Origin of the sequence: Qipengyuania sp. 902, assembly GCF_051195295.1 — a bacterium.
GTDB lineage: Bacteria > Pseudomonadota > Alphaproteobacteria > Sphingomonadales > Sphingomonadaceae > Qipengyuania.
On the sequence record NZ_JBNJLJ010000001.1, the window covers coordinates 363,710 to 387,511 of the forward strand.

Consider the following 23,802-nt stretch of genomic DNA (forward strand, 5'->3'; position numbering starts at 1 on the left):
TTGGGGGCGTGGGATGGAACAGGCAAGGTCAGGACGGATGTCCTGACCGCACGTTACAAAAGCCCTTACCCCTCTCCCCTGATCTCCGCCAGCCGCCGTTCCCACTGCAGCGCGTGGCTCACGATCGTATCGAGATCCGCAAACTGCGGCTTCCACGGGAGCGTCTTTCGAATGCGAGAGGGATCCGAGATAAGCTTGCCCGGATCGCCCGCGCGGCGCGGCTGCATGCGGCGGTCGATGGTCTGGTTGGTCACCCGGTCCACTGCGTCGAGCACTTCGAGCACCGAAAACCCGCGGCCATATCCGCAATTCATCGTCAGCGAGCGGTCGGGCTGCGCGATCAATGTCTCGAGGGCCATCAGATGCGCCTTCGCCAAGTCGCTTACATGGATATAGTCGCGCACGCCGGTGCCGTCGGGCGTCTCGAAATCGGTGCCGAAGACCGCGATGTGATCGCGTTTGCCGGTTGCCGCCTCGCAGGCGACCTTGATCAGATGCGTCGCGCCGGCGGTCGACTGGCCGGTCCGACCTTCGGGATCGGCACCGGCGACGTTAAAATAGCGCAGCGCGCAATGGTTGAAATCATGCGCTGCGCTGGCGTCGGCTAACATCTGCTCGGTCATGAGCTTCGACCAGCCATAGGGATTGATCGGTTGCTTCGGCGTGTCTTCGCTCACCTGCTCGACATCGGGCGTGCCATAGGTCGCGGCGGTCGAGCTGAAGATGAAATGCCCGACCCCGCCATCGATCGCAGCCTCGATCAGCGCGCGGCTTTTCACCGTGTTGTTGTCGTAATACTTGAGCGGGTTCTCGACCGACTCCGGCACGATGATCGATCCGGCAAAATGCATGATCGCACCGATTCCCTGTTCGAGGAAAATCTGCTCCAGCAGGATCGTGTCGGCGATGTCGCCTTCATAGAGCGGCACCTCTTCCGGTACCGCGAAGGCAGAGCCGGTCGAGAGGTTGTCGATCACCGCCACAGGCCAACCTGCATCGCGCAGGCCGAGCACCGCGTGGCTACCGATATAGCCTGCCCCGCCGGTCACCAGCACGGGAATTTTGTCTGCGCTGTCCATCGCCCGCGCCCTAGCATACGAATTGGTAACGGCAACGCTCTAGAGAGCCTGCCGCCACGTCCCGGAGCGGATTGCTCTGCCCATGCGTTGGGCAACTGTCGCAGTCTGGCGACGAGACGTGAAAGGATCGCATGATGAAACCGATGATCTCCGTAAGCGGCCTGTGCGCCGCGCTTGCCCTTGCTGGATGTGCGACACCGCCGGGTCCGGTCGAAGTGACCCGCTTCGTCGCTCCCGACAGTGCCGCCCGGCTCGGCCAGGGTACCATCTTCGTTGAGACCATGCCCGGCACCGATGGCGACAGCCTGGCCATGGCGCCCTACAAGGCCGCCGTGGCGCGCGAACTCGTCGCGCTCGGCTATGTCGAGACCGACCGCGCCAGCGCCAGCCAGATCGCCCAGGTCGGTGTCGACGGTTACGTCATCGGATCGAACGGCCGCCGCAGCCCCGTCAGCGTCGGCGTCGGCGGGCGAACGGGCGGCTATTATGGTTCGGGCGTGGGCGTCGGGATCGGCATCAATCTTGGCGGGGGCGAGAAGGATCGGCTCGGCACGGAACTGTCGGTCCGCATCAGCGAAGCCGCGAGCGGCGCGAGCTTGTGGGAAGGCCGTGCGGATTTCAGCCCGCCGGAAGACTCACCCCTTGCGCGCGGCACGGCGAACGCCCAGACGGTCGCCTCCGCGCTGTTCCGGGAGTTTCCCGGCAACAATGGCGAAACGATCGAAGTGAAGGTACCCGAGTGAACGACATCCATATCGATTGCGCATTCGACAGCGGCAATATCGAAGTCCTGTCCGTCGACGGCGCCAGTGCCAAGCTGGCTATCCGCAAGGACCACCAGAGCGAATTTGCGCAGTGGTTCCACTTCCGCGTCAGCGGCGCTGCGGGGCGCGAGCTCGAACTGAAGATTACAGGCCTCAAGGAAAGCGCCTATCCCGGCGGCTGGCCGCAATATGATGCCTGCGTGTCGGAAGATCGCGACTATTGGGGCCGTGCGGCATCGAGCTGGGACGAAAGTGCCGACAACGGCACGCTGACGATCCGTTACACCCCCGCCAGCGACATTGCCTATTTCGCCTATTTCACGCCCTATTCGATGGACCGTCACCACGATCTCGTTGCCGAAGCCGCATCTAGCGAGGGCGTGCATTACAAGCGCCTCGGCACAACACTCGACGGGCAGCCGATCGACTGCCTGTCGATGGGCGAAGGGGAGACGCAGGTGTGGCTCTATGCGCGCCAGCATCCGGGCGAGACGCAGGCCGAATGGTGGATGGAAGGCGCGCTCGAATTGCTGACCGACCCCACCGACAGCGTCGGCCGCCTACTGCGCCAGCGCTGCCGCTTGCATGTCGTGCCCAATGCCAATCCCGACGGATCGAAACGCGGGCACCTGCGCACCAATGCGGTGGGCACCAATCTCAACCGCGAATGGGAAAATCCGACTGCGGAAAAGAGCCCCGAAGTGCTCGCCATCCGCAATGCGATGGACGAGACCGGCGTGCATTTCGCAATGGACGTGCATGGCGACGAAGCGATCCCGGTCGCCTTCCTCGCCGGATACGAGGGTATCCCCAGCTGGACCGACGAGCACGGTGAACGCTTTTATCTGTACGAGCGCATTCTCGACCGGCGCACGCCCGATTTCCAGACCGAGCAGGGCTATACCAAGTCGGCACCGGGCAAGGCCAATCTGTCGATGAGCACCAATCAGGTCGCCGAGCGCTTCGGCGCGACGGCGATGACCCTGGAAATGCCTTACAAGGACAATCCGGCCAGCCCCGAGCCCGAGCAGGGATGGAGCCCTGAGCGGTGCAAGATGCTGGCGCGCGACTGCCTTGCCAGCCTGCTCGAATGGCTGGATAGCGACAAGGGCTGAGGTGGGCCGGGCTGCCGCGATGCAGCCCCGGCCTTGGAATCAAGCGGCGGCGGCGATGCCGTCGAGTACTTTCTGGGCGACCTCTTCGATGGACCCGGTGACGAGCAGCGGCTGGCCGCCGACCATGCCGACATTGGTCTGGCCGTTCTCGGCAGTTCTGAGCCATGCAATATTGCTGGCGACGACGAGGTAATTGCCGCCGCGCGATTCCAGTTTCACGAATTTCATCGAATCATCTCCTGATGCGGTGAGGCTAGTGCACCAGGCGGTACGCAATGGTTAATTCCGGACAGCGAAAATTCAGCTAGCGCATGGCACTGTGGGTCAATGCGTAAGTCACTATCCATCGCCGCAATGACCGCTGCATTCGCCGCCAGTCCGGCAGCCGCGACCGGCGGTCTTCTCTGTACGACGGCAGCGAAACCGGAGATCAAGGTCTCCATCGGCTTCGGTCACGTCCCCGGCGCACCGATCGTCGCCAAACATCTGTGGGTCGATGGCAAGAAGATCGCCGTCCAAGCGCCGCAATGGTGGCTGGACGACGAGGAAATGCGCCTCGAACTCACCGATGCCGACATGATGAGCACGCTGCTGGTCATGCGCACGAAGCGCAATGGCTGGACTTACGACGGGCAGGTCACCTGGGCCGGGAAGACCCACTGGATCCGCTGCAAGGAGAACTGAGCCGGACCGGCGCTCGGTTCAGCGCACCTCCCGGCTCGCCACGCGCCCGTCGATCACGACGCCGGTGACATGGCTGGTGTATTCCAGCGGGTCTCCATCGAACAGCACGACATCGCCATCCTTGCCGACGGTGAGCGAGCCGACCCGCTCTCCCACGCCGATGGCACGCGCCGCGTCGATCGTGATCGAGGCCAGCGCATGCTGGGGCGCCAGGCCGTTGGCCACCGCCCAGCCCGCTTCCCACAAGATGACGCGGGTCTTGGGCACATAGGCCTCGTAGCCGGATTGCAGCGCGAATGGGATGCCCGCTTCGCGCAGGGTGGCAGCGGTCGTGAAGCTGGCGTTCTCCATGTCGCCATAGTGCCTGCCCATGGTCGGGTGCAGGATCACGGTGACCCCGGCCTCGCGCAACTGGTCGAGCAGGCGATAGCTTTCAGCCCCGCCGTCGATGACCAGATCGATGTCGAACTCTTCCTTGAGGCGCAGCGCGCTCATGATGTCCTGCGAACGGTTGGCGGTGACCATCAGCGGCACGCGGCGCGCCAGTACGTCCCGCCAGACGCGGACATCGAGCTTGATCGTGCCGAGGTCGTTTTCTTCCTCCTGCGCGCGCCTCTTCTGCGCCTCGTCCGGGACCTGCCCCGCACGCGCCGCGGTCAGCGCGGCGCGGAGCAGCGCCATCTGCTTGGGCCGCGTGCCGGGGCCCTTGTCGCTGTCGAGCGCATTGGGTCCGAGATTGGCTGCGATCATCGCGCGCGGGACGATCGCCGCCACATCGGCCGTCTTGGCCCATGTCTTGGCCACCATGGTCTGGCCGGAAACGACCGTGCCGGGCCCGTGGCCGGTATGGACGGTGGTGACCCCGAAAGAGCGGACCCAATCGACCAGCGTCTCGTCCGGATTATAGCCGTCGATCGCGCGCAGCTGCGGTTGGAGCGCAGCGCCCGTGTCAAGCTGGTCCTGGTCGTCGAACTGGTTGAGATAGCCGGCAAGGCCGACCACCGTGCGCGCATCGACGAAGCCGGGCGTCGCCACCTTGGCGGTCAGCACTTCCATACCTTCGGGCACACCGGTGCTGGCAGCGGGGCCGACGCTTACGATCTTGCCGCCGCGGATCACGACGATACCGTCGTTGATCGCCGCGCCATCCATGGTGTGCAGCGTTTCGGCGCGCACGGCGACATCCTGCGCGGCGAGATGGGTGGGGGCCAGCACAAGGACGGCTGCGGCGAGCGATTTGGCGATATGCTTGATCATTGGCCGGTCTCCGCTTCGGCTGCTTCCCAGTGGTGATGCGAGAGCGCCATCGGGCTGCCCGCGCCATAGCCGCCTTCGGCCAGCAGCTTGCCTTCCTCGGTTGTGCGGTCGAATAGCTTTTCCCCTTCGACCCACGTCTCCATTACATCGGTATAGACCGACAGCGGATCGCCAGAGAGCACGAGGAAATCGGCGTCCTTGCCGACTTCGAGGCTGCCAACGCGATCGTCCAGCCCCAGCTGTTTCGCGCCATTGATGGTGAGCGCCCGCAGCGCGCCCTCTCGGCTCATCCCGCCCCGCACGGCGATGCCGGCCTGGCGGAACATGAGGCGCGAATCGATGATGCCGTCATCGGAATGCAGCGAGGTCAGCACGCCGGCCCGCTCCAGCGTGGCGGCGGTATTGAGCCGCGATTCCTGCGCTTCCAGCTTGCCGCCCGGGCTGTCGACGAGAATGTTGGAGACAGGGATACCGGCCGCCGCCAGTTCCTCGGCGACCTTCCAGGCTTCCATTCCGTGCTGGATCAGCACCTTGAAACCGAACTCGCGTTGCAAGCGCAGCACGGTCATGATGTCGTCGGCGCGGTGCGTGTGGTGATGCACCAGCCGCTTGCCCGACAGCACTTCGCACAGCACTTCCTTGCCGAGATCGACTGTCTTCTTGTCGCCGCCGCAATAGGCTTTTGCCTCGGTGAAGGCAGCGCGGACCAGCGCAGCGGACTTGGCGCGGGTGGTCGGGAAACCGGGCGTCTCGCGGATCGGATTGGTGCCGTTGGCCATCTTCAAGCCGCCCATCACCGAACCGTCCGGGAAGAACCACGCGATATCCTCGATCGTCTCGCCATCGCGCAGGCGCATGTAGAAGGTTTGCCCGCTCACCAGCCAGCCCGAGCCGGGCATGACATTGGCCGTCGTGACCCCGCCAGAGCGTGCCTTGGCGATGCTGGCATCGCGGGGATTGATCGAATCCATGGCGCGCACTTCGGGCTGGATCGGCGAGCTGCTGTCGGCACCCGCTACCGAGCCGATGTGCGAGTGCGTATCGACAATACCCGGCATGATAACCATGCCGCTCGCATCGCGGCGCTCGGCATCGGGGGGAACGGCCACATTGGTGCCCACTGCAACGATCTTGCCGCCCTCGACCACCAACGTGGCATCGTCGAGCGCTGGGCCGGCCATGGTATGAATGGTCGCGCCTTCGAAAGCCACGGCCCGTTCCTGCGCCTGAGCAACGCTAGCCCAAAGCGCCAATGCAGAGCAGGCGCCGATAGCGCCTGTGCGAATTGCGGTTGAAATCATGAAACACTCCCTCGACGCACCACACTAGCGCCGGATCGCGCCCCCGCAAGCCCGATCAGGCGACGACCGGCTCCAGCAGGCGGAGCGTACGCGCATCGGCATCGAGCTCGACTTGCGCCCCATGCGGCATGGCAAGCTGGTTGGTGACGTGGCCGACATTCGCGCCGGTAAAGACCGGGATGCCGAGCGCACCGAGATGATGGTCGAGAATGTCGTCGAGCGTAAAACCGGACTGCTCTTGCGTTTCGGGTTCGCACCTCGTGCATTGGCCGAACGCGATGCCCGACAGCTTGCCGAGTATGCCCGCCAGCCGCAGCTGCTGAAGCATCCGGTCAACGCGATAGACGTCCTCGTTGACGTCTTCGAGAAACAGCACCGCGCCGTCGAAGCTGGGCAAACACGGCGTGCCCATCAGGGTCGAGAGGATGGTCAGGTTTCCGCCGAGCAAGCGGCCCCTCGCCGTGCCACCGGCGATCGTCCGCCCGGCCCGACCGCTTGCCTGCTCGGCTTGGGCACCACCCAGCACCGGCGTGTCCGCAGCGAAGGCCAGCCGCCACAGGCTTTCCCAGCTTTCCCGCTCCCACCGGCTGGCGGCATTGGGGCCATGGATCGTCGGGAAACCCGCCCGCGCCGCGATCGCGAGATGCAACGCGGTCGTATCCGAATAGCCGATCAACAGCTTGGGATCGGCGCGTATGGCATCCCAGTCGAGCAGCGGCAGGATACGCGCCCCGCCCCAGCCGCCACGCACGGCAAAAATGCCGCGCACGTCCGGATCGGCGACCATCGCCATGTAGTCCTCGGCCCGCTGCGCGTCGGTCCCGGCAAGATACCCGTTCTGCTCGCGCACATGCTGGCCGAGCTTGGGCACCAGACCCATCCCCCTGATCCAGTGCTGCGCCCGGTCGAGTTCCCACGGCAGCGTCAGCGCGCTGGCCGGCGCGACGAGGCCGACCGTGTCGCCGACGCGCAAGCGCGGCGCTTTTCGTGCGACGGCGGCGCTCACTGGGGCAGGCAGTGCAGTGGCAAGCAGCGCGCCGCCCATGCTGCCGAGCACCTGCCGCCGGTCGATCATACCAGGCTGGCCGGTCCGAACGCGTCGGGCAGCAGTTGCGACAGCCGAACGCGACGCACGCTGTCCGGACCCACGCACAAGATCTCGGGGTCGGTGCCGCCCAGTTGCGCCAATTCGTTGAGCACCTGGCGACAGCGACCGCACGGGGTAATCGGCGCGGCGCCGGGGCCGGTCACCGCGACCGCTTCCAGCCCGCCGCGAGCCCCATCGGCCATGGCCTTCGAGACCGCGACCGTCTCCGCGCACAACGCCAGGCCATAGCTGGCGTTTTCGATATTGGTTCCGGTCACCACGCTGCCGTTGGCAAAGCGCAGCGCCGCTCCCACCGCGAATTGCGAATAGGGCGAATAGGAATGCTCGGCAGCGCCGCGCGCAGCTGCGATCAGGTCGTCGTCGGTCATTTCATCCTCGTCACAGGGGGCGCACCACGACCCAGCGGAGCGGCGAATCCGCAGCCTCGCTCTTGTACCAGCGGTTGGCTGTCCACATCAGCCAGGGCCGCGCGCCATATTCGGGTTCGAACCAGCTACTGGTGAGCCACAATTGCCGGTCGATGCGGCGCGAAACGCCGTAGGCTTCCTCGAATTCTTCGGTCGGCGCGAGGATCGCGGCTTTGCCGGAATGCGCCTCGATCTGGTTGACCAGCGTCATCAGCTCGCTCTGGACCGCCGCTTCGGAGACTCGTTCCGGGCAGTCCGCTGCCGTGCGTTCCAGCAGAATGGCCGGCGGCAACAGGCTCGCATCGCGCGGCACCATCGTAACGAAATTTGCCGATTGCCCGTCCGCCACCTCGCAAGGATCGAAGCGATGCGCGGCGCCGACCTCGAGACCTGCCGCCCTTGCCCGCGAGAAATTCTGTCCAAAGGCGATATCGCGGCCCTCGCTGCCGTCGCTGGCCTCGAGATAGGCGAAGCTGGCTCCCAACCCCTTCAGCGTGTCGAAAGCGACCGGCCCGTCGCTGATGGCAATGATGGCCCCCTGATCCGGCCATTCCGCCTCGTCCGGGCGCCAGTCGCGCCGGTCGTACCACAAATACGCGAAGCCGATGCCGACGATGAACAACAGGAACAGCGCCGCCTTGGCACCGCCGGACAGTCCCTGCCGCTTCGCCTTGCGTTTGCGCTTGCCGCGAGCCACCCGATCAGCCCTTGATGTGCAGCACGCAGATCAGCGTGAACAGCCGCCGTGCTGTGGCGAAGTCGGTTTCGATCTTGCCTTCCAGCCGCTCCAGCAGCAGCTCGGCCGCGCGGTTGTGCACCCCTCGGCGGGCCATATCGATCGTCTCGATCTCGGCCGGCGTGGCCTTACGGATCGCCTGGTAATAGCTGTCGCAAATGGCGAAATATTCGCGGATCGGGCGGCGGAAGCGGGCCAGGCCGAGCAGCAGTTCCTCGAGCAGCTCGTCCTTCGTATCAGCGATCGTCATCAACAGCCGCCCGTCGCGTACCGCCAGCCGCAGGTGGTAGGGGCCGCTCGCCCCGCGCTCGGCTGCGCGCAGCGGCTTGAAGGTGTTTTCCTCGATCAGGTCGAAGATCGCGATCTTCCTCTCCTGCTCGATATCGGCGTTGCGCCAGATGATCGTCTCCTCGTCGAGGTCGACCTTGGCGATGCGGTGATCGGAACTGGTGGAAGCGGAATCGGTCATGCTTGCGCCCGCTTTCGCAGGTTTATGCGGGCCGGGGCAAGGGCTTGGCGAATAGTCCCCGATATCCACAGCCCAAGTGACTGCATTGCAACTTGCCAGCAGGGGGCCCAGCCCGTCATCAGGACCCGATGGCCGATACCGATCTCCTCTTCCCCGCCGACGATTCGACTGCCGACAAGGCGGACAAGGGCACGCAGCTGCCCGCCAACCTCGAGGCGGAGGCTGCGTTTCTCGGCGCGGTGCTGATCGACAACAAGGTAATCGAGGAACTTACCACCCCGCTGGTCCCCGATCATTTCCACGAGCCGGTGCACCAGCGGATCTACGAGCGGGTGCTCAAGCTGCTGGACCGCAATTCGGTGGCGACGCCGGTTACGCTTAAGCCCTATTTCGAAAGCGACGAAGCGCTCAAGCAGCTTGGCGGCACGACCTATCTGGCGCAGCTTACCGCCGACGGTCAGGGCCTGCTGCACCCGCGCGAACTGGCCGACCAGATCTACGATCTCGCACTGCTGCGCCAACTGGTCAGCGTCGGCCGCACGCTGGTCGAAGGGGCGCTCGATACGTCGGACGAGGTAGAACCGTTGCGCAAGATCGAGCAGGCCGAGGCCGATCTCTATCGCGTGGCCGAAGGGGCGAGCACCGGCAGCGAAGCGCAAAGCTTCCGTACCGCCGCGTTCGGCGCATTGCAGGTGGTACAGGCGGCGATGAATTCGGGCGGCAGGTTCTCGGGCAAGACCACTGGCCTCGACACGATCAACGACAAGACCAGCGGTCTCCACAATTCGGACCTCGTGATCCTTGCGGGTCGTCCGGCGATGGGCAAGACCTCGCTCGCGACCAATATCGCCTTCAACGCCGCTTCACGCCTGATGCGCGACGAGCGCGACGGGATCGAACGCGCGGATTCCCCCGGCGCGGGCGTGGCCTTCTTCAGCCTGGAGATGAGTGCCGACCAGCTCGCCACACGTATCCTGGCCGAACAGGCGGAGATTTCCAGCGAGAAGCTGCGCTCGGGCAAGCTCAGCCGCGAGGAGTTCCAGCGCCTGTCATTCGCCAGCCAGGAACTGACCGATCTTCCCCTGTATATTGACGACACGCCCGCACTGACCATCGGTGCATTGCGGACCCGTGCGCGTCGGCTGAAGCGCCGGCACGATATCGGGCTTGTGGTGGTCGATTACCTGCAGCTACTGCAAGGCTCGGGCCGCGCGAGCGACAACCGGGTGAACGAGATTTCGGAAATCAGCCGCGGTCTCAAGACGCTCGCCAAGGAGCTGCATGTTCCGGTGATCGCCCTGTCGCAGCTATCGCGCCAGGTCGAACAGCGCGAGGACAAGCGCCCGCAACTCGCCGATCTGCGCGAATCCGGCTCGATCGAGCAGGATGCCGACATGGTGTGGTTCATTTTCCGCGCCGAATATTATCACAACGCCACCAAGCCCGACACGCCGGACGAAACCTCCTCCGAGGAAGTGCGCATGAAATATGCCGAATGGGAGGCTCGCCATTTGGAGCTGGTCAACAAGGCGACGCTGATCGTCGCCAAGCAACGTCACGGCTCGACCGGCAATGTGCCGCTGCTGTTCCACAGCGAGTATACCAAGTTCAGTAGCCCCGACGTGCGCAATTACGAGGATTACGACTAGAGGTCACAGGCCGAGATTGAGCCTGCGCGCCACGTTGTAGTCGACCACCGCGACGAGGAACCAGCTGAGGTTCCAGCGGATGCGGTTCCACAGCGTCGAATGCTTGCGGTGCTCTTTAGCAGTGATCTGCTTTGACGCGGTGTGATGCTGCGCGATAAAGTCGCGCATGCGGTCGGCGAAGTCCGCGTCCTCTATCCGCAGCATCAGTTCCAGGTTCACATAGAGGCTGCGCATGTCGAAATTGGCGCTGCCGAGATAGACCGCATCGTCGATCACCAGCAGCTTCATGTGCAGCTTGCAGGGGCGGAATTCCCAGATCTTGGCGTTCTTGTTGAGCAGGTAATGGTAAAGCGAGCGGGTCGCGCCGATGGTCGCGCCATTGTCGGATTTGGCGGCCATCACCAGCCGCGCCTCGCCTCGCAGAGCGGTCTGTCCGATCCGCCGGAGCATTTTCTTCGAGGGCGAGAAATAGGCCATCACCATGTCGAGGCAGTCGCCCTTCTCGAGATCCTCCGAAACGCAGCGCGCCCAGCTGGACAGGCCCTTGGTCGGCCCGCCGATCAACAGGCGTACTGGCCCTTTTGGCGGGCTCCACTTGGTGACCTTGCTAACGATGGAGCGAAACTGCGCGCGCGGCTGTGCCACCCAGTCGGCCAGCTCGTCCCACCAGGCAAGGAGCTGCTCGACCGCCTGGCCTTCCAGTTTCACGCCCAGATCGTGCCAGCCGTTCGCTTCCGGGCCTTCGAAATAGGCCTTTTCGATATTGAAGCCGCCGATCATCGCGACTTTTTCGTCGACGATCGCCATCTTCTGGTGATTGCGGATCAGCGCGCGGCGCGACCATTTGGCCATGAAGCGGTCGTATTGCCCGCCGACTTCCTTGAAGCCATCGAAGAAATCTTCGGCCACGTCTTCGCCGAAGCCGTCAACGATCAACGTGACCGAAACCCCGCGCCGGGCCGCTTCGACCAGCGCATCGCGAACACGGGTGCCGATCTCGTCGTCGACGAACATGTAGTAGAACAGCCTGAGCGAGCTTTGCGCGCCGTTTATCATCTCTACCAATGCTTGGAGCCGATCTTCGCCTGCGGGGTAGATGGTGAGGCTATGCCCCTGCGCTTCGACATGGAAGGGCTCGTCGTCCTGCCAGACAACCTGCGCATCCTGCTGCGCGTAGTGTTGATCGCTCCCCATGCGCTACCGGCCTAGAACGGCTGGCGGCGCGGCGCAATTCCTTGACGAAAAGCCGCGCCGCACCTATGTCGCGCTCTTTCCCGGAATCACTTGATTTGCATCGGAGTGCCCCATGGCGCGCGTTACCGTCGAAGACTGTGTAGATAAGGTCCCCAACCGTTTCGATCTCGTCCTGCTGGCTGCCCAGCGCGCGCGCGAAATTTCCGGCGGTGCGGAACTGACCATCGATCGCGATCGCGACAAGAACCCGGTCGTCGCCCTGCGCGAAATTGCCGAGCAGTCGGTCAAGCCGAAGGACCTGCAGGAAGCAGCGGTCACCAATCTGCAGAAGATCCTGCCGGACGACGATGACGAGATCGATGAGGTCGGCTCGCTCAGCCAGTCGGCCGAAGCCCTGCGCATCACCGCTTCGGCGCCGACCCGCTCCACCTCGATCGGTGCCGATTACGACGGCTGATTGCAGAATACAGTGTACGAATGAAAAGGCCGCCTCATGGGCGGCCTTTTTCGTTTGGAGGTTATTGCCCGCGCCCGGTTTCGGCCTGCAATTCGTCGATCAACTTAGATGCGTCGGCCTTGGTCAACTCGGGATCGTAGCGATCAGGGCAACCGGCTTCTTCGCACAGGGTCTTGAGATAGCTTGCTTGCGCGCCGGTCATGCGTTCATCGCCGGTGGTCCAGTTGTCGGGATCCTTCTCCGCATTGGAGACGGGGTCGGTCTTGGGACGTTCGGCTGGCTTCGTTGCAGTCATGATGGAATTCTCCTTTGCCGAACCAACAGCGATGTTCCCAAAATGTTCCTGTTGAAGTTGAGGGATGACCTGCGGCCCGCGGTTTCTTATGACGGGTGCCGGAGGTGGGCATGAGCGAAATCGGTGACGCATTCGGCACGGCCGTAGAGGGCGGCCTGTTTGCAAAAGCGGTCGGCAAGAGCAGCCAGGCCCAGCCCGAACACCGCGAGCTGGAGGACGGGCATTTCACGGAAGGTGCCTGCCTCAATTGCGGCACCGAGCTGATTGGCAGTCACTGCCACTCCTGCGGGCAAAAAGCGCATCTGCACCGCACGCTCGGCGCATTCATGCACGATCTGCTGCACGGTGCGCATCATTTCGAAGGCAAAACGTGGAAGACCTTGCCGATGCTGGCGTTCAAGCCCGGCGAACTCACCCGGCGCTATATCGAAGGCGAACGCAAGCGCTTCGTCAGCCCGATGGCCCTGTTCCTGTTCTCTATCTTCCTGATGTTCGCCGTATTCCAGGTCGTCGGCCTGACCGCGCCGAGCGATATCGATCAGGCAGGCTTTTCCGCGCGGGCCAAGGCGGTCGAGGCGAAAGCCGCCCTCGAGCAGGAACGCGGTGCACTCGGCGACAGCAATCCCGAGCGCCTTGCCGAGATCGACGACCAGATCGACGGTTTGGCCACGGCCATCGAAGCCATTGATGCCGGCGAGAACTATGCTTTCCGCGACAAGGAGGGAAACCGGCAAAGCCAGTCGATCAACCTGACCGGTATCGATCTGATCGATCAGGGGATCGTGAAAAAATGGCGCAGCAACCCCGGCCTCATGCTCTACAAGCTGCAGGCCAACAGCTACAAATTCAGCTGGCTTCTGATCCCGCTATCGGTGCCCTTCGTGTGGCTGCTCTTCTTCTGGAAGCGACGCTTCGGAGCATACGACCACGCAATCTTCGTGACCTATTCGATCGCCTTCATGTCGCTGCTGTTCATCGTGATTTCGGTGCTGGTGAAGATCGGCGCGCCCGAATGGCTTTACGGCACGATGATCGCCTTCGTTCCTCCGATACATATCTACAAGCAATTGCGCGGAGCCTACGACTTGCGCCGCAGATCGGCGATCTGGCGACTGACGGTGCTCATGGTGTTCATCAACATCGTCGCCGTTCTTTTCCTGCAACTGCTTCTTCTGCTGGGAGCGTTCTAGTCCCGCGCCGGTTCGCCGCCGGTAATCGGGGCGGGTCCGGGTTCCTCGGTGTCGCCAGCTTCCAAATTGTCGTGCAAGTTTGCCGCTCCCTCGCTCACCGCGTCGGAGGCTTCGATCGCCCCTTCCTCGATCGCTTCCCCGGCAACTTCGAGGTTTGCCTGCGCATCGTCCTCGGCGAGATCGGCCGTACGCGCGGCATCCTGCTGGGTTTGCTCGGAGCAGGCAGTGACGCCCGTGAGAGCGACGGCGGCAAGGCTGGCTATGGCGAGACGGTTCATGGCGATTTCCTCATAAATCCTGGTGTTCTGGCCCTATAACGCGCGAATTGCCTTTCGCGTTTCCGGGGAGGCCGGGATCGGCAGGGATATTCGCGGATCAGCGCGGCCCTTCACAAAGCAAGTGTGCATGGAAAAAGGCTCCGTCCCTGGATCAGGAACGGAGCCTTCTATGATGTTTGCTGAATGCCAAAAACGCCTGGCAATCTGTCGGCGGATCAGCCCGGCTGCGGCGCAGCCCCGCCGCCGAACTTCTTGCCGGCTTTCGGGACTGCAGCCCCGGCAGACGGCTTGACCGAAATCGGCCCCTTCGGCTCGTCCGGACGGTTGAGCTTGCCGTCCTTCATCAGCTGATCGATCTCTTTGCCGGTCAGCGTTTCGTATTCGAGCATCGCCTGGGCGAGCAGGTGGAGTTTATCTTCCTGCTCGGTCAGGATGTCGGTCGCGCGCTTCAAGCCCTCTTCCACCAGCCGCTTGATCTCTTCGTCGATCAGCTTATTGGTTTCGGCGCCCGACATCGTCCGCGCGGTCTGGCCCATGCCGAGATAGCCTTCCTGGCTCTGCTCGTACTGCAGCGGGCCGAGCTTGTCGGACATACCCCATTTGGTGACCATGTTCTTGGCAAGGTCGGTGGCGTACTGGATGTCGCCCGACGCGCCGCTCGAAACCTTGTCGTGGCCGAAGATGATCTCTTCCGCCACGCGGCCGCCCATGGCGACGGCGAGGTTCGCATGCATCTTGTCGCGGTGATAGGAGTAGCTGTCCCGTTCCGGCAGGCGCATGACCATGCCCAGTGCGCGTCCGCGCGGAATGATGGTTGCCTTGTGGATCGGGTCCGATGCCGGCTCGTTCAGCGAAACCAGCGCATGGCCGGCCTCGTGATAGGCGGTCATCTTCTTTTCGTCCTCGGTCATGACCATGGAGCGACGTTCCGCGCCCATCATGACCTTGTCCTTCGCGTCCTCGAATTCCTGCATGGCGACGAGCCGCTTGTTGCGGCGCGCGGCCAACAGCGCAGCTTCGTTGCAGAGGTTCGCAAGATCTGCGCCCGAGAACCCCGGAGTGCCCCGCGCGATCGTGCGCGGGTTCACGTCGGGAGCCAGCGGCAGTTTCTTCATGTGGACGGCAAGAATCTTCTCGCGCCCGTCGATGTCCGGCACCGGCACCACGACCTGGCGGTCAAAGCGGCCCGGGCGCAGCAGAGCGGGATCGAGCACATCGGGGCGGTTGGTCGCCGCGATGATGATAATGCCCTCGTTGGCCTCGAACCCGTCCATCTCGACCAGCAGCTGGTTCAGCGTCTGCTCGCGCTCGTCGTTCGAGTTGCCGAGGCCATGGCCACGGCTACGACCGACGGCGTCGATCTCGTCGATGAAGAGGATGCAGGGCGCATTCTTCTTTGCCTGCTCGAACATGTCGCGCACACGGCTCGCGCCGACGCCGACGAACATCTCCACGAAGTCAGAACCCGAAATCGTGAAGAAAGGCACGCCTGCCTCGCCTGCAATGGCGCGGGCGAGCAGCGTCTTGCCGGTCCCGGGCGAGCCGACCAGCAGCGCACCCTTGGGAATCTGGCCGCCCAGTTTGGAGAAGCGGCTGGGGTCTTTCAGGAACTCGACGATTTCTTCCAGTTCCTCCCGCGCCTCGTCGATACCGGCAACGTCGTCGAAGGTCACCTTGCCCTGGCGTTCGGTCAGCAGCTTGGCCTTGGACTTGCCGAAGCCCATCGCGCCGCCAGCACCGCCACCTTTCTGAACCTGGCGCAGCGCAAACACCGCGATGCCGAGGATCAGGATGAAGGGCAGGATCTGGATCAGCGCATAGAGCAGGATATTGCCGCTATCGGCTTCCTTGCCCGTATATTGCACTCCGTTCTCGTTAAGCAATTCGGTCAGCGATCCATCGTCGGGGACGCGCATGGTCGTGAACGCTTCGCCGTTTTTCATCTCACCGGTAATCTGGGTGTCCGAGATCTGCACCGAGGCGACCGATCCTTCGGCCACCTTGCTGCGGAAGTCGGAATAAAGGATCTGCGCGCCGCTGCCCTGGCCCCCGCCACCGAAGGCGGACACCACCATCAGCAGGGCAAGGAAGATACCGCCCCACACCATCAGGCTTTTCACCCACGGGTTCGGGCCATTACCCTCGGGCTCGGGCGGAGTGTTCTGGTCGCTCATGCGCGGAATCCTTTCATCGCCGGTAATGTAGGATCGCTGCGGTGAATGGCAAGTTGACTGCGCCCGCGATATTTTCGCTCTCAGGCAGAGAGATGCTCGATCACATTGGAAGTCATCGCCGTCTCGCCGCTGCTCTCTTCCTCGTCGGAGGCGTAGTAGTAATAGGTGCCCCCTCCGATCGCCGCGATGCCGAGCGCCAAGGCGATCAGCATGACGACGCCGTCGCGCACTGTCAGCGCCAGGCCGATCGCGGCAATCGCCAGCATGGGTCCGCTACTGGCAAACGGAAGGACTTCGAGCGGCGGGACGGTCATGCACAGCAAGATCACCACAAGCGCGGCGATCTTGACCCACACGCCCTGCGTCATCGGTTTCAGCCGCCCGTGGCTGTGTTCGTCGAGCCAGTGCGCGATGCCACGCAGCTTGGCGATGCCCTTGTGCAGTTTCTTGCTTTCGACCGCCCGGTTCTGGAGAAAGCCGGGCATCCATATGTGCTCCTTTCCGATGAGGAGCTGCAGGGCCACGAGCGCGATCAGGGCGGCCAGGAAGGTCGGAACGCCGGGAATACCGCCCACCGGAGTTAGCTCGAGCAGCGCCGACAGCATGATGAACGGGCCGAAGCTGCGCCCGCCAAAATCGTCGAGCACGTCGCTGATACAGACCTTGCCCGACTTCGTCGTCAGGTCGTCGAGCTGTCCGAGAACTTCCTCGACGCCCTCGGGCTCCTCCTTGCTCATCCTGCTCTCCTCAGCGCCCATAACACGCAAGAAGCGAAAAAGTTGTTCGCTGTCAGGTAGCTGCGGACTTCAACAAGGCCGAACGCTCGCACCGGCAGACGGTTTCGCCGCGCTGGTTGATCGCCTCGTGCACGAAAGTGACGATGCCCGATCCGGGCCGCGACTTGCTTTCGCGCAGGCCGATCACCTCGCTCGTCGCATGCAGGGTATCGCCGATGAACACGGGCTTGGGCATCACCAGCTTGTCGTAACCGAGATTGGCGACCAGCGTGCCGAGCGTGGTGTCTCCGACGGAGAGTCCCACCATCAGCGAGAAGGTGAAGGTGCCGTTGACGAGGATCTGGCCGAACTCGCTTGCCTTCGCCGCCTCGGCATCGAGATGCAGCGGCTGCGGATTGTGCGTCATGGTGGTGAAGAGCAGATTGTCCGTTTCGGTGACGGTGCGCCGAATCTCGTGCTCGATCCGGTCACCCACCTGCCATTCGTCGAAATGCCGGCCCGCCATCAGCTATGCCCCATCACGGCTTTCACTTCGAGGAAGTCGTGGAAGCCCCACTCGCCCCATTCGCGGCCGTTCCCCGACTTCTTGTAGCCGCCGAAGGCCGCATTCATGTCGTAGCCGCCATTGATCGCAACCCGGCCTGCGCGGATGCGCTTGGCGAGACTGCGGGCCTGTTCGATATCCTCGCCGGTGATTGCGCTGGCGAGGCCGTATTCGGTGTCGTTGGCGATGCGGATCGCATCGTCGTAGTCCTCGTAACCGATGATGGTCAGGACCGGCCCGAAGATTTCCTCGCGGGCGATGGTCATGTTGTTGTCGACATCGGCGAAGACAGTGGGCTTGACGTAGTGGCCGGTCTCCAGCCCCTCGGGCTTGCCGGGGCCGCCTGCGACCAGCGTCGCGCCTTCCTCGATACCCTTTTCGATCAGGCCCTGAATCTTGTCCCACTGCGTGCGGCTGACCACCGGACCGATGGCGGCATTGCCCTTGGGATCGCCGGGCATCACGCCCTCGGCGGCTTCCTTGGCGGCCGCCTTGGCCTCTTCCATGCGCGCATGCGGCACCAGCATGCGGCTCGGCGCGGTGCAGGTCTGGCCCGAATTGCCCATCATGCCGACGGTCCCCTTTGCGACCGATTTGGCGAAAGCGCTGTCGTCGAGCACGATATTGGGGCTTTTCCCGCCCAGTTCCTGCGCCACGCGCTTGACCGTGTCGGCGGCGTTCTTGGCGATCAGCACGCCCGCACGGGTCGATCCGGTGAAGCTGACCATGTCGATATCGGGATGACCGCTGATCGCCTCGCCCACACCCGGCCCGTCGCCGTTGACGAGGTTGAACACGCCTGCCGGAACGCCGGCCGCATCCATGATCTCGGCAAAGATATAGGCGTTGAAAGGCGCGATCTCGCTCGGCTTCAGCACCATGGTATTGCCGGTCGCCAGCGCGGGGAAAACCTTGCAGGCGATCTGGTTCAGCGGCCAGTTCCACGGGGTGATCATGCCGACCACGCCGACCGGCTCCCATACATGCAGCGTCGGACCATCCTGCCGCTCGAACGAAAACCCCTCAAGCACTTCGATGGCCTTCGCGCAGTGCCCGGCGAGCAGGCCGACATGCGGGCCATTGGCGAGGCTCATCGGCGCGCCCATCTCGTCGCTGACCGCGGTGGCGAGCTCTTCCTTGCGGGTATCGATCTCGGCCTGGATCGCGCGCAGCAGCGTGAGCCGCTCTTCCTTGCTCGTCTGCGAGAAGCTCTCGAATGCACGGCGTGCCGCGGCGACGGCCTTGTCGACATCGGCCTTGGTGCCGAAGCTGATGTGGCCGATTGTGTCTTCGGTCGCCGGGTTCTCGACCGGCTGGGTGTTTTCCGTGACCGGATCGACCCATTGGCCGTCGATGTAGAACTTGGTGCAGTCGCGCATGGGGTATCTCCTCTATGCGCGCAGCCACTAGCCCCCTTCGCGCCAGCGCGCCACCACCTCTTCACCGTCCTGCGCCGCATCGCGGATGGTGTTCGGCGTCCGGTCGAAACGCGGTGCGGGTGCGGTATGCCAGCGCCCGCCGTGTTCGACATAGGCATTGCGCGCCTTCATGTGCGGATGCTCGCGCGCCTCGTCCATCGGCACGACCGGGGCGAAGCAAGCATCGGTACCTTCGAGCAGCTCGACCCATTCGGCCTGCGTTTTCGTCTTGAACATGGCGGCTAGGTCTTGCGTGTAATCGTCCCAATTTGACGGGTTCATCTGTCCGTCGCGCAGCTTTTCCGGCGCATCGGCGCGCTGGAGCAATTCGGCATAGAACTGCGGTTCGATCGCGCCGACGCTGATTTCCTTGCCGTCCGCACATTCGTAGCAGCGATAGAAATGCGCCGCGCCGCCGAGCAGGCCGGTGCCGCGTTCGGTGGTGCGGATCGAACTGGGCGGCTGGCCGAAGAAGAAGCTCATCAGGCTGGTCACGCCATCGACGATCGCTGCATCGACCACCTGCCCCTTCCCGCTACGCTCCCGTTCGTGGAGCGCGGCGAGGATGCCGAGCGCACAATACATGGACCCGCCGCCGAAGTCGCCGACCAGGTTCTGCGGCGGGATGGGCAAATCGCCCTTCTTGCCGATCGCGTCGAGCGCGCCGGTGATAGCGATATAGTTGAGGTCGTGCCCGGCCGCCTGCGCCAGCGGCCCATCCTGCCCCCAGCCGGTCATGCGGCCATAGACGAGGCGCGGATTGGCTTCGAGCAGCGCATCGGGACCGAGGCCGAGCCGCTCCATCACACCGGGCCGGAATCCTTCGATCAGCACGTCGGCCTTCCCCAGCGCATCGCGGCAGAACTGCTTACCATCCTCGCTCTTGAGATCAACGGCGACGCGGTGCCGCGCGCGTTCGACCACTGGGTTCATCGGCTGGTAGCCCTGCCGCTCGATTCGCACGACCTCGGCCCCCATGTCGGCGAGTAGCATGGCGACATGCGGGCCTGGCCCGATTCCCTGGAATTCGACGACCTTGAGGCCGGTGAGCGGGCCGTGGCTAGCGGTATCGGTCATATGCGTATTTCTCCTCTCGCTTTGCAACCTGCATGCCAAGCTGCGCGATGGGTTGCAATTACGAACGCGATTGCGCAGACCGCGAAACCGCAACGAACGAGACGAGAGAGGCCGACCAATGAGCGATTACCAGACGATCAAAACCGAAAAGACCGGCAATGTCCTCAAGGTCACGCTCAACCGACCGGAACGCCTCAACGCCTGCCCGCCCGAAATGGCAGACGAGATTTTCGACGCGATCCGCAATCTGGACGATGCGCGCGCCGTCCTGCTGACCGGCGAAGGTCGCGCTTTTTGTTCGGGTGCCGACCTCTCTGCGCGCGGCGAACGTTCGATCACCGGTGGCGAAGGCGCATTCCGCTCGCTGACCCAGCACTACAATCCGATGGTGCAGACGCTTGCCAGCCTGCCGGTGCCGGTGGTTTCGGCCGTGCAGGGGCCTGCCGCCGGTGTCGGCTGCTCGATCGCGCTGGCGGCCGATTTCGTGCTGGCCGGCAAGAGCGGCTATTTCCTGCAGGCCTTCGTCAATATCGGCTTGGTGCCGGATGGCGGATCGAGCTGGATGCTCCCGCGCCTCGTCGGCACGGCACAGGCAACGCGGATGATGATGCTGGGCGAGAAAATCCACGGCGAGGAGGCCGAGCGGATCGGCCTGATCTACAAATGCGTCGAGGACGATGCGCTGATGGACGAGGCCAATGCCCTGGTCGAAAGATTAGCCAATGGGCCGACCGTGGCGCTCGGCCTGATGAAGCAGACGCTGCGCAACGGGCTACAGTCCGACTTCGGCAGCACGCTTCGCGCCGAAGCCGAAACGCAGAAGATCGCCGGCGGCACAAAGGACGCGATGGAGGGCGGTATGGCCTTCCTGCAGAAGCGCAAGGCCGCATTCACCGGGTCCTGAGCCGCGGTCAGTTCAGCGCGTTGATCGCTTCGCGCACGCGGACTTCGATCTCGTCGCGCGGGAGACCCGGCGGGATCGGCTCGCCGAAGCGATAGGTAATCCGGCCCGGCTTTTTCAGGCCGCGGTGATAGACCGGCCCGCTATCGACTGCCACCGGCACGACCGGCAGGCCGAGCATCTTGTAAAGTCCCGCAAAGCCCGACTGAAGCGGTCTGGCTTCGCCGTGCGGAACGCGGGTGCCTTCGGGAAAGATGACCAGCGGCCGCCCGTCCGCCACCAGCGCCTTGGCCGAGCGGATCATCTGCATCAGCGCCCGCGCGCCGGCATTGCGCTGCACGGGGACGAGCCCGAACGCAGCGGCCGCACGACCCCAGAGCGGGATGCGGAATAGCTCCTCCTTCGCGAATACGCTGGGGGTGTCGAACAGCGCAGGCGCATCGATCGCCTCGAAAAAGCTCTCGTGCTTGATCGCGTAGAGCACCGGCTCGTCGAGCGGGCCGCTGCCTTCGATCACGATCTCGCAGCCAAGCAGGTGCGTCAGGCACCAGCGCTGCCAGTTCGACCACATACGTACGAAATAGCGGAACCGGTCGACGCTGAACGGCAGGGCGACCAGCGACGCAGACGTAATCAACAGCGAACCGAGGTAGAAGGCCGGATAGAAGGCGAAATTGCGCAAGTATCGCATGACAGCGTCAGACGGGTAGGCCTTGCGAGACTGCCGCCGCAATCAGCTTGTTATATTCGAGAAACAGCGTTGCAAGCTCGGGCGAAGAGACCACTGCATCCTTTTCGATCACCGTGCCATCCGGCAGCGCTCCGCTGAATTCATTGGCCGCACGGGCCATATGCCAATCCGTGGTCACGAGGCGGACGGAGGAAAAGTCGTGCTCCTTGAGCCATTCCGCCGCCTCTCCCGCATTGCTGCGGGTATCGACCGCAAGGCGGCCCAGCGTGACGCAGCAATCCATCGTTCTCGACGACACGTCGAATTCGGCGGCGAACTCTTCCGTCGTCACCTCGGGATCGACGCCGGATACGAACAATTCCTTGGCCAGGCCCCGATCGACGATATCGAGACCGCGCGCGATCCGCCCGGGACCGCCGGTCGGGACGATGACCGCGTCGGTCGGCTCACCGGCGAGCGGCTGGGGCAGCGTCATCGCAAATCCAATGAATCCGAAAGCATAGACAAGGACTACGGCAGCGACGAAACGCAGGATCACAGCATCTTCCTGAGGGACGAGAGGACGGTCATGCGCGCCGTGTAGACGGCAATCGCGATGGCGAAAAGCGGAACCAGCGCAAGCAGCATCCAGTCGAGCCGATCAAGCCCGCCACCCGCGACGAGACCAGAATCGAGTACCGCGAACTGCGCCCCCATCAGCAGCACGGCCGCAAATCCGGCCAACAGGCCAAGCAAACCGCCGACCAGCGCATCCAGCAGGATCGAGCGCTGGAAGATACGCGCGATCTGGTCGTCGCTTCCGCCGAGCAGATGGACGATTTCGATCGTGTCGCGATTGGAGCCGAGCGCATTGCGGGCTGCCAGCCAGACGGCGGCTGCGCCGGTGAAGGCAAGCAGGGCGATGAGGCCGAACGCCATCCAGCGCAGCGTGGAAAGGGCGGAGAGCACTGGCGCAAGCCAGTCCGACTGGGCATCGATCCGCGCGTCGGGCGCAGCCTCTGCCAACAGATCGGCGAGCCGGGCCAGTTCCGTTTCGCTCGAGCCGTCGCGCAAACGCAACTCGATCAAAGCCGGGATCGGGAGGGCATCGTCCTCGGCCCCGGCACCAAGCCAAGGTTCGAGCAAGGCCTCTACCTCATCTTCGGGGAGAACAGCGACACTCACGACGACCGGATCTGAAGCAAGGAGATCGCGCGCGGCCTCCGCTTGCGCGCTACGCGTGCGGGGATCGGGGTCGACGATCTGCACCGTCGCGCTACTGGCGAGATCTCCGCTCGCGCGCGCCACGAGATTGGAGAGCGCCAGCCCGCCAGCCGTCGCGAGGACCGTGATGGCGACCATGATCGCGATGACCCAGGGCATCGGCCCACCCAACCGGGCGCGCGGCAGAAGATGTGCCGCCCGCTTCCCGCGGAAGGGCGAGAGTCCGCGCTCGACTGCGCGCGTGACGACTGGGGGGCGCTTCATCGCCCAGCCTCGACCCGTCGGGGCGGATAGCGCAAGGCACCCGTCGGGTCGGCGAGCGTGCCCTTGTCGAGCCGCATAATGAGCGAATCCGGCACTTTGCGAATGAGGTGGACGTCGTGCGTTGCGACCACCACCGTCGTGCCCAGGCGATTGAGCGCTTCGAAGAGGCGGATCAGCTTGAGGGCCATTTCCGGATCGACGTTGCCGGTCGGCTCATCGGCCACAAGCATGTCCGGGCGTCCGATAACGGCGCGGGCAATTGCGACTCGCTGTTGCTCGCCGCCAGACAGCGTCGCCGGACGCGCTTCGGCGCGGTGGCCCAGCCCGACCCACTCGAGCATGTCGGTGACCGGCCCCTGCAGATCGGCTTCGCGCACGCCCGACACGCGCAGCGGCAGCGCAATATTGTCGAAAGCGCTCAGGTGATCGACCAGCCGGAAATCCTGGAATACCACGCCCATTCGCCTGCGATAGGCTGGCAGCCGCTCGCGCGGCAGGGTAATCACGTCGGTACCGAACATGCGGATCGCCCCGCGCGACGGGCGCTGCGCGAGATAAAGCAGCTTGAGCAGCGAGGTCTTGCCCGCCCCGCTCGCCCCGGTGAGAAAATAGAATCGCCCCGGAAACAGGGTGAAGGAAATGTTCGAGAGAATTTCGCGATCGGTGCCGTAGCGCAGGCCGACATTGTCGAACTGCACGATCTCGCTTTCCGGGGCGCTCATGCGCGTTCGGCCCGGATCGAGAGAGGTTTGATGGCGCCTTTCATGGTCGCCAAGGCCTATAACCGCGCATCGATGTGGAAAAAAGCCG

General features: G+C 63.9%; 27 protein-coding genes. 7 read left to right on the top strand and 20 right to left on the bottom strand.

What is annotated here, in order from left to right; genetic code table 11:
* Positions 1-65: 65 nt before the first annotated feature.
* Positions 66-1,079, bottom strand: a complete 1,014-nt coding sequence (galE, locus tag ACSH0F_RS01730; protein WP_435199307.1) for a UDP-glucose 4-epimerase GalE — start codon at positions 1,077-1,079, stop codon at positions 66-68.
* 131 nt (positions 1,080-1,210) lie between these two features.
* On the opposite strand from galE, the gene ACSH0F_RS01735 reads away from it, so the two are divergent.
* Both ACSH0F_RS01735 and ACSH0F_RS01740 read left to right on the top strand, forming a co-directional pair.
* The gene (locus tag ACSH0F_RS01735) at positions 1,211-1,822 is read left to right on the top strand and encodes a hypothetical protein (RefSeq protein WP_435199309.1); all 612 of its coding nucleotides are present in this window, start codon (positions 1,211-1,213) and stop codon (positions 1,820-1,822) included.
* On the top strand, positions 1,819-2,958 hold the full coding sequence (locus ACSH0F_RS01740; protein WP_435199311.1) for a M14 family metallopeptidase: 1,140 nt from the start codon (positions 1,819-1,821) through the stop codon (positions 2,956-2,958). Before ACSH0F_RS01735 ends, ACSH0F_RS01740 begins: the two co-directional genes overlap by 4 nt.
* A 39-nt stretch (positions 2,959-2,997) precedes the next feature.
* On the opposite strand, the gene ACSH0F_RS01745 is transcribed toward ACSH0F_RS01740, so the two are convergent.
* The gene (locus tag ACSH0F_RS01745) at positions 2,998-3,186 is read right to left on the bottom strand and encodes a hypothetical protein (RefSeq protein ID WP_278329301.1); all 189 of its coding nucleotides are present in this window, start codon (positions 3,184-3,186) and stop codon (positions 2,998-3,000) included.
* A 99-nt stretch (positions 3,187-3,285) separates the two neighbouring features.
* Between ACSH0F_RS01745 and ACSH0F_RS01750 the strand changes: the two genes are divergently transcribed.
* Complete coding sequence (locus tag ACSH0F_RS01750; RefSeq protein WP_435199313.1) at positions 3,286-3,642, top strand: hypothetical protein; 357 nt, start codon at positions 3,286-3,288, stop codon at positions 3,640-3,642.
* An 18-nt stretch (positions 3,643-3,660) separates the two neighbouring features.
* Here ACSH0F_RS01750 and ACSH0F_RS01755 read toward each other — a convergent pair whose 3' ends face one another.
* From ACSH0F_RS01755 to ACSH0F_RS01780, 6 genes are read right to left on the bottom strand one after another with little or no spacing between them, the layout of a single operon-like run.
* Positions 3,661-4,899, bottom strand: a complete 1,239-nt coding sequence (locus ACSH0F_RS01755) for an amidohydrolase family protein (protein WP_435199315.1) — start codon at positions 4,897-4,899, stop codon at positions 3,661-3,663.
* On the bottom strand, positions 4,896-6,200 hold the full coding sequence (locus tag ACSH0F_RS01760; RefSeq protein ID WP_435199317.1) for an amidohydrolase family protein: 1,305 nt from the start codon (positions 6,198-6,200) through the stop codon (positions 4,896-4,898). Before ACSH0F_RS01760 ends, ACSH0F_RS01755 begins: the two co-directional genes overlap by 4 nt.
* Before the next feature lie 55 nt (positions 6,201-6,255).
* Complete coding sequence (locus ACSH0F_RS01765; RefSeq protein ID WP_435199319.1) at positions 6,256-7,275, bottom strand: S66 peptidase family protein; 1,020 nt, start codon at positions 7,273-7,275, stop codon at positions 6,256-6,258.
* Positions 7,272-7,676 (bottom strand): cytidine deaminase, encoded by a 405-nt coding sequence (locus ACSH0F_RS01770; RefSeq protein ID WP_435199321.1) that lies wholly within the window; start codon positions 7,674-7,676, stop codon positions 7,272-7,274. Before ACSH0F_RS01770 ends, ACSH0F_RS01765 begins: the two co-directional genes overlap by 4 nt.
* 10 nt (positions 7,677-7,686) lie before the next feature.
* A complete protein-coding gene (locus tag ACSH0F_RS01775; RefSeq protein WP_435199323.1) occupies positions 7,687-8,412 on the bottom strand; it encodes a glycoside hydrolase family 25 protein in 726 nt (241 codons plus the stop codon).
* A 4-nt stretch (positions 8,413-8,416) separates the two neighbouring features.
* Positions 8,417-8,920, bottom strand: a complete 504-nt coding sequence (locus ACSH0F_RS01780; protein WP_435199325.1) for a UPF0262 family protein — start codon at positions 8,918-8,920, stop codon at positions 8,417-8,419.
* A gap of 128 nt (positions 8,921-9,048) precedes the next feature.
* Between ACSH0F_RS01780 and ACSH0F_RS01785 the strand changes: the two genes are divergently transcribed.
* Entirely contained in the window at positions 9,049-10,569 is a 1,521-nt protein-coding gene (locus ACSH0F_RS01785) for a replicative DNA helicase (protein WP_435199327.1), read from the top strand.
* 3 nt (positions 10,570-10,572) lie between these two features.
* Here the strand turns inward: ACSH0F_RS01785 and ACSH0F_RS01790 are convergent, their stop codons facing one another.
* Entirely contained in the window at positions 10,573-11,763 is a 1,191-nt protein-coding gene (locus ACSH0F_RS01790) for a phospholipase D-like domain-containing protein (RefSeq protein WP_435199329.1), read from the bottom strand.
* A gap of 112 nt (positions 11,764-11,875) precedes the next feature.
* Between ACSH0F_RS01790 and rpoZ the strand changes: the two genes are divergently transcribed.
* Positions 11,876-12,220 (top strand): DNA-directed RNA polymerase subunit omega, encoded by a 345-nt coding sequence (gene rpoZ / locus ACSH0F_RS01795; RefSeq protein ID WP_278329290.1) that lies wholly within the window; start codon positions 11,876-11,878, stop codon positions 12,218-12,220.
* Between the two features lie 61 nt (positions 12,221-12,281).
* Here the strand turns inward: rpoZ and ACSH0F_RS01800 are convergent, their stop codons facing one another.
* Positions 12,282-12,515, bottom strand: coding sequence for a DUF3072 domain-containing protein (locus ACSH0F_RS01800; RefSeq protein WP_435199332.1), 234 nt, complete (start codon positions 12,513-12,515; stop codon positions 12,282-12,284).
* A 110-nt stretch (positions 12,516-12,625) separates the two neighbouring features.
* Between ACSH0F_RS01800 and ACSH0F_RS01805 the strand changes: the two genes are divergently transcribed.
* The gene (locus ACSH0F_RS01805; protein WP_435199334.1) at positions 12,626-13,705 is read left to right on the top strand and encodes a DUF3667 domain-containing protein; all 1,080 of its coding nucleotides are present in this window, start codon (positions 12,626-12,628) and stop codon (positions 13,703-13,705) included.
* Here ACSH0F_RS01805 and ACSH0F_RS01810 read toward each other — a convergent pair.
* From ACSH0F_RS01810 to ACSH0F_RS01835, 6 genes are all read right to left on the bottom strand, one after another.
* On the bottom strand, positions 13,702-13,983 hold the full coding sequence (locus tag ACSH0F_RS01810; protein WP_435199336.1) for a hypothetical protein: 282 nt from the start codon (positions 13,981-13,983) through the stop codon (positions 13,702-13,704). The two genes, ACSH0F_RS01805 and ACSH0F_RS01810, sit on opposite strands and share 4 nt — an antisense overlap.
* Positions 13,984-14,198: 215 nt before the next feature.
* Complete coding sequence (ftsH, locus tag ACSH0F_RS01815; protein ID WP_435199338.1) at positions 14,199-16,157, bottom strand: ATP-dependent zinc metalloprotease FtsH; 1,959 nt, start codon at positions 16,155-16,157, stop codon at positions 14,199-14,201.
* 80 nt (positions 16,158-16,237) lie between these two features.
* Positions 16,238-16,894 (bottom strand): exopolysaccharide biosynthesis protein, encoded by a 657-nt coding sequence (locus ACSH0F_RS01820; RefSeq protein ID WP_435199340.1) that lies wholly within the window; start codon positions 16,892-16,894, stop codon positions 16,238-16,240.
* Between the two features lie 52 nt (positions 16,895-16,946).
* A complete protein-coding gene (locus ACSH0F_RS01825; RefSeq protein WP_435199342.1) occupies positions 16,947-17,399 on the bottom strand; it encodes a MaoC family dehydratase in 453 nt (150 codons plus the stop codon).
* The gene (locus ACSH0F_RS01830) at positions 17,399-18,817 is read right to left on the bottom strand and encodes an aldehyde dehydrogenase family protein (RefSeq protein WP_435199344.1); all 1,419 of its coding nucleotides are present in this window, start codon (positions 18,815-18,817) and stop codon (positions 17,399-17,401) included. Before ACSH0F_RS01830 ends, ACSH0F_RS01825 begins: the two co-directional genes overlap by 1 nt.
* Before the next feature lie 27 nt (positions 18,818-18,844).
* Positions 18,845-19,933, bottom strand: a complete 1,089-nt coding sequence (locus ACSH0F_RS01835) for a CaiB/BaiF CoA transferase family protein (RefSeq protein ID WP_435199346.1) — start codon at positions 19,931-19,933, stop codon at positions 18,845-18,847.
* Between the two features lie 118 nt (positions 19,934-20,051).
* On the opposite strand from ACSH0F_RS01835, the gene ACSH0F_RS01840 reads away from it, so the two are divergent.
* Positions 20,052-20,837 (top strand): enoyl-CoA hydratase-related protein, encoded by a 786-nt coding sequence (locus ACSH0F_RS01840; protein WP_435199348.1) that lies wholly within the window; start codon positions 20,052-20,054, stop codon positions 20,835-20,837.
* Positions 20,838-20,844: 7 nt separating this feature from the next.
* Here the strand turns inward: ACSH0F_RS01840 and ACSH0F_RS01845 are convergent, their stop codons facing one another.
* From ACSH0F_RS01845 to ftsE, 4 genes are read right to left on the bottom strand one after another with little or no spacing between them, the layout of a single operon-like run.
* On the bottom strand, positions 20,845-21,525 hold the full coding sequence (locus ACSH0F_RS01845) for a lysophospholipid acyltransferase family protein (RefSeq protein ID WP_435199350.1): 681 nt from the start codon (positions 21,523-21,525) through the stop codon (positions 20,845-20,847).
* A gap of 7 nt (positions 21,526-21,532) precedes the next feature.
* Positions 21,533-22,063, bottom strand: a complete 531-nt coding sequence (locus tag ACSH0F_RS01850; RefSeq protein WP_435199352.1) for a YdcF family protein — start codon at positions 22,061-22,063, stop codon at positions 21,533-21,535.
* Positions 22,060-22,992: a cell division protein FtsX gene (locus ACSH0F_RS01855; protein ID WP_435199354.1), complete on the bottom strand. Its 933-nt coding sequence runs from the start codon at positions 22,990-22,992 to the stop codon at positions 22,060-22,062. The genes ACSH0F_RS01850 and ACSH0F_RS01855 overlap by 4 nt, the downstream gene beginning before the upstream one ends.
* Complete coding sequence (gene ftsE / locus ACSH0F_RS01860; RefSeq protein ID WP_435199356.1) at positions 22,989-23,714, bottom strand: cell division ATP-binding protein FtsE; 726 nt, start codon at positions 23,712-23,714, stop codon at positions 22,989-22,991. Before ftsE ends, ACSH0F_RS01855 begins: the two co-directional genes overlap by 4 nt.
* Positions 23,715-23,802: the final 88 nt, after the last annotated feature.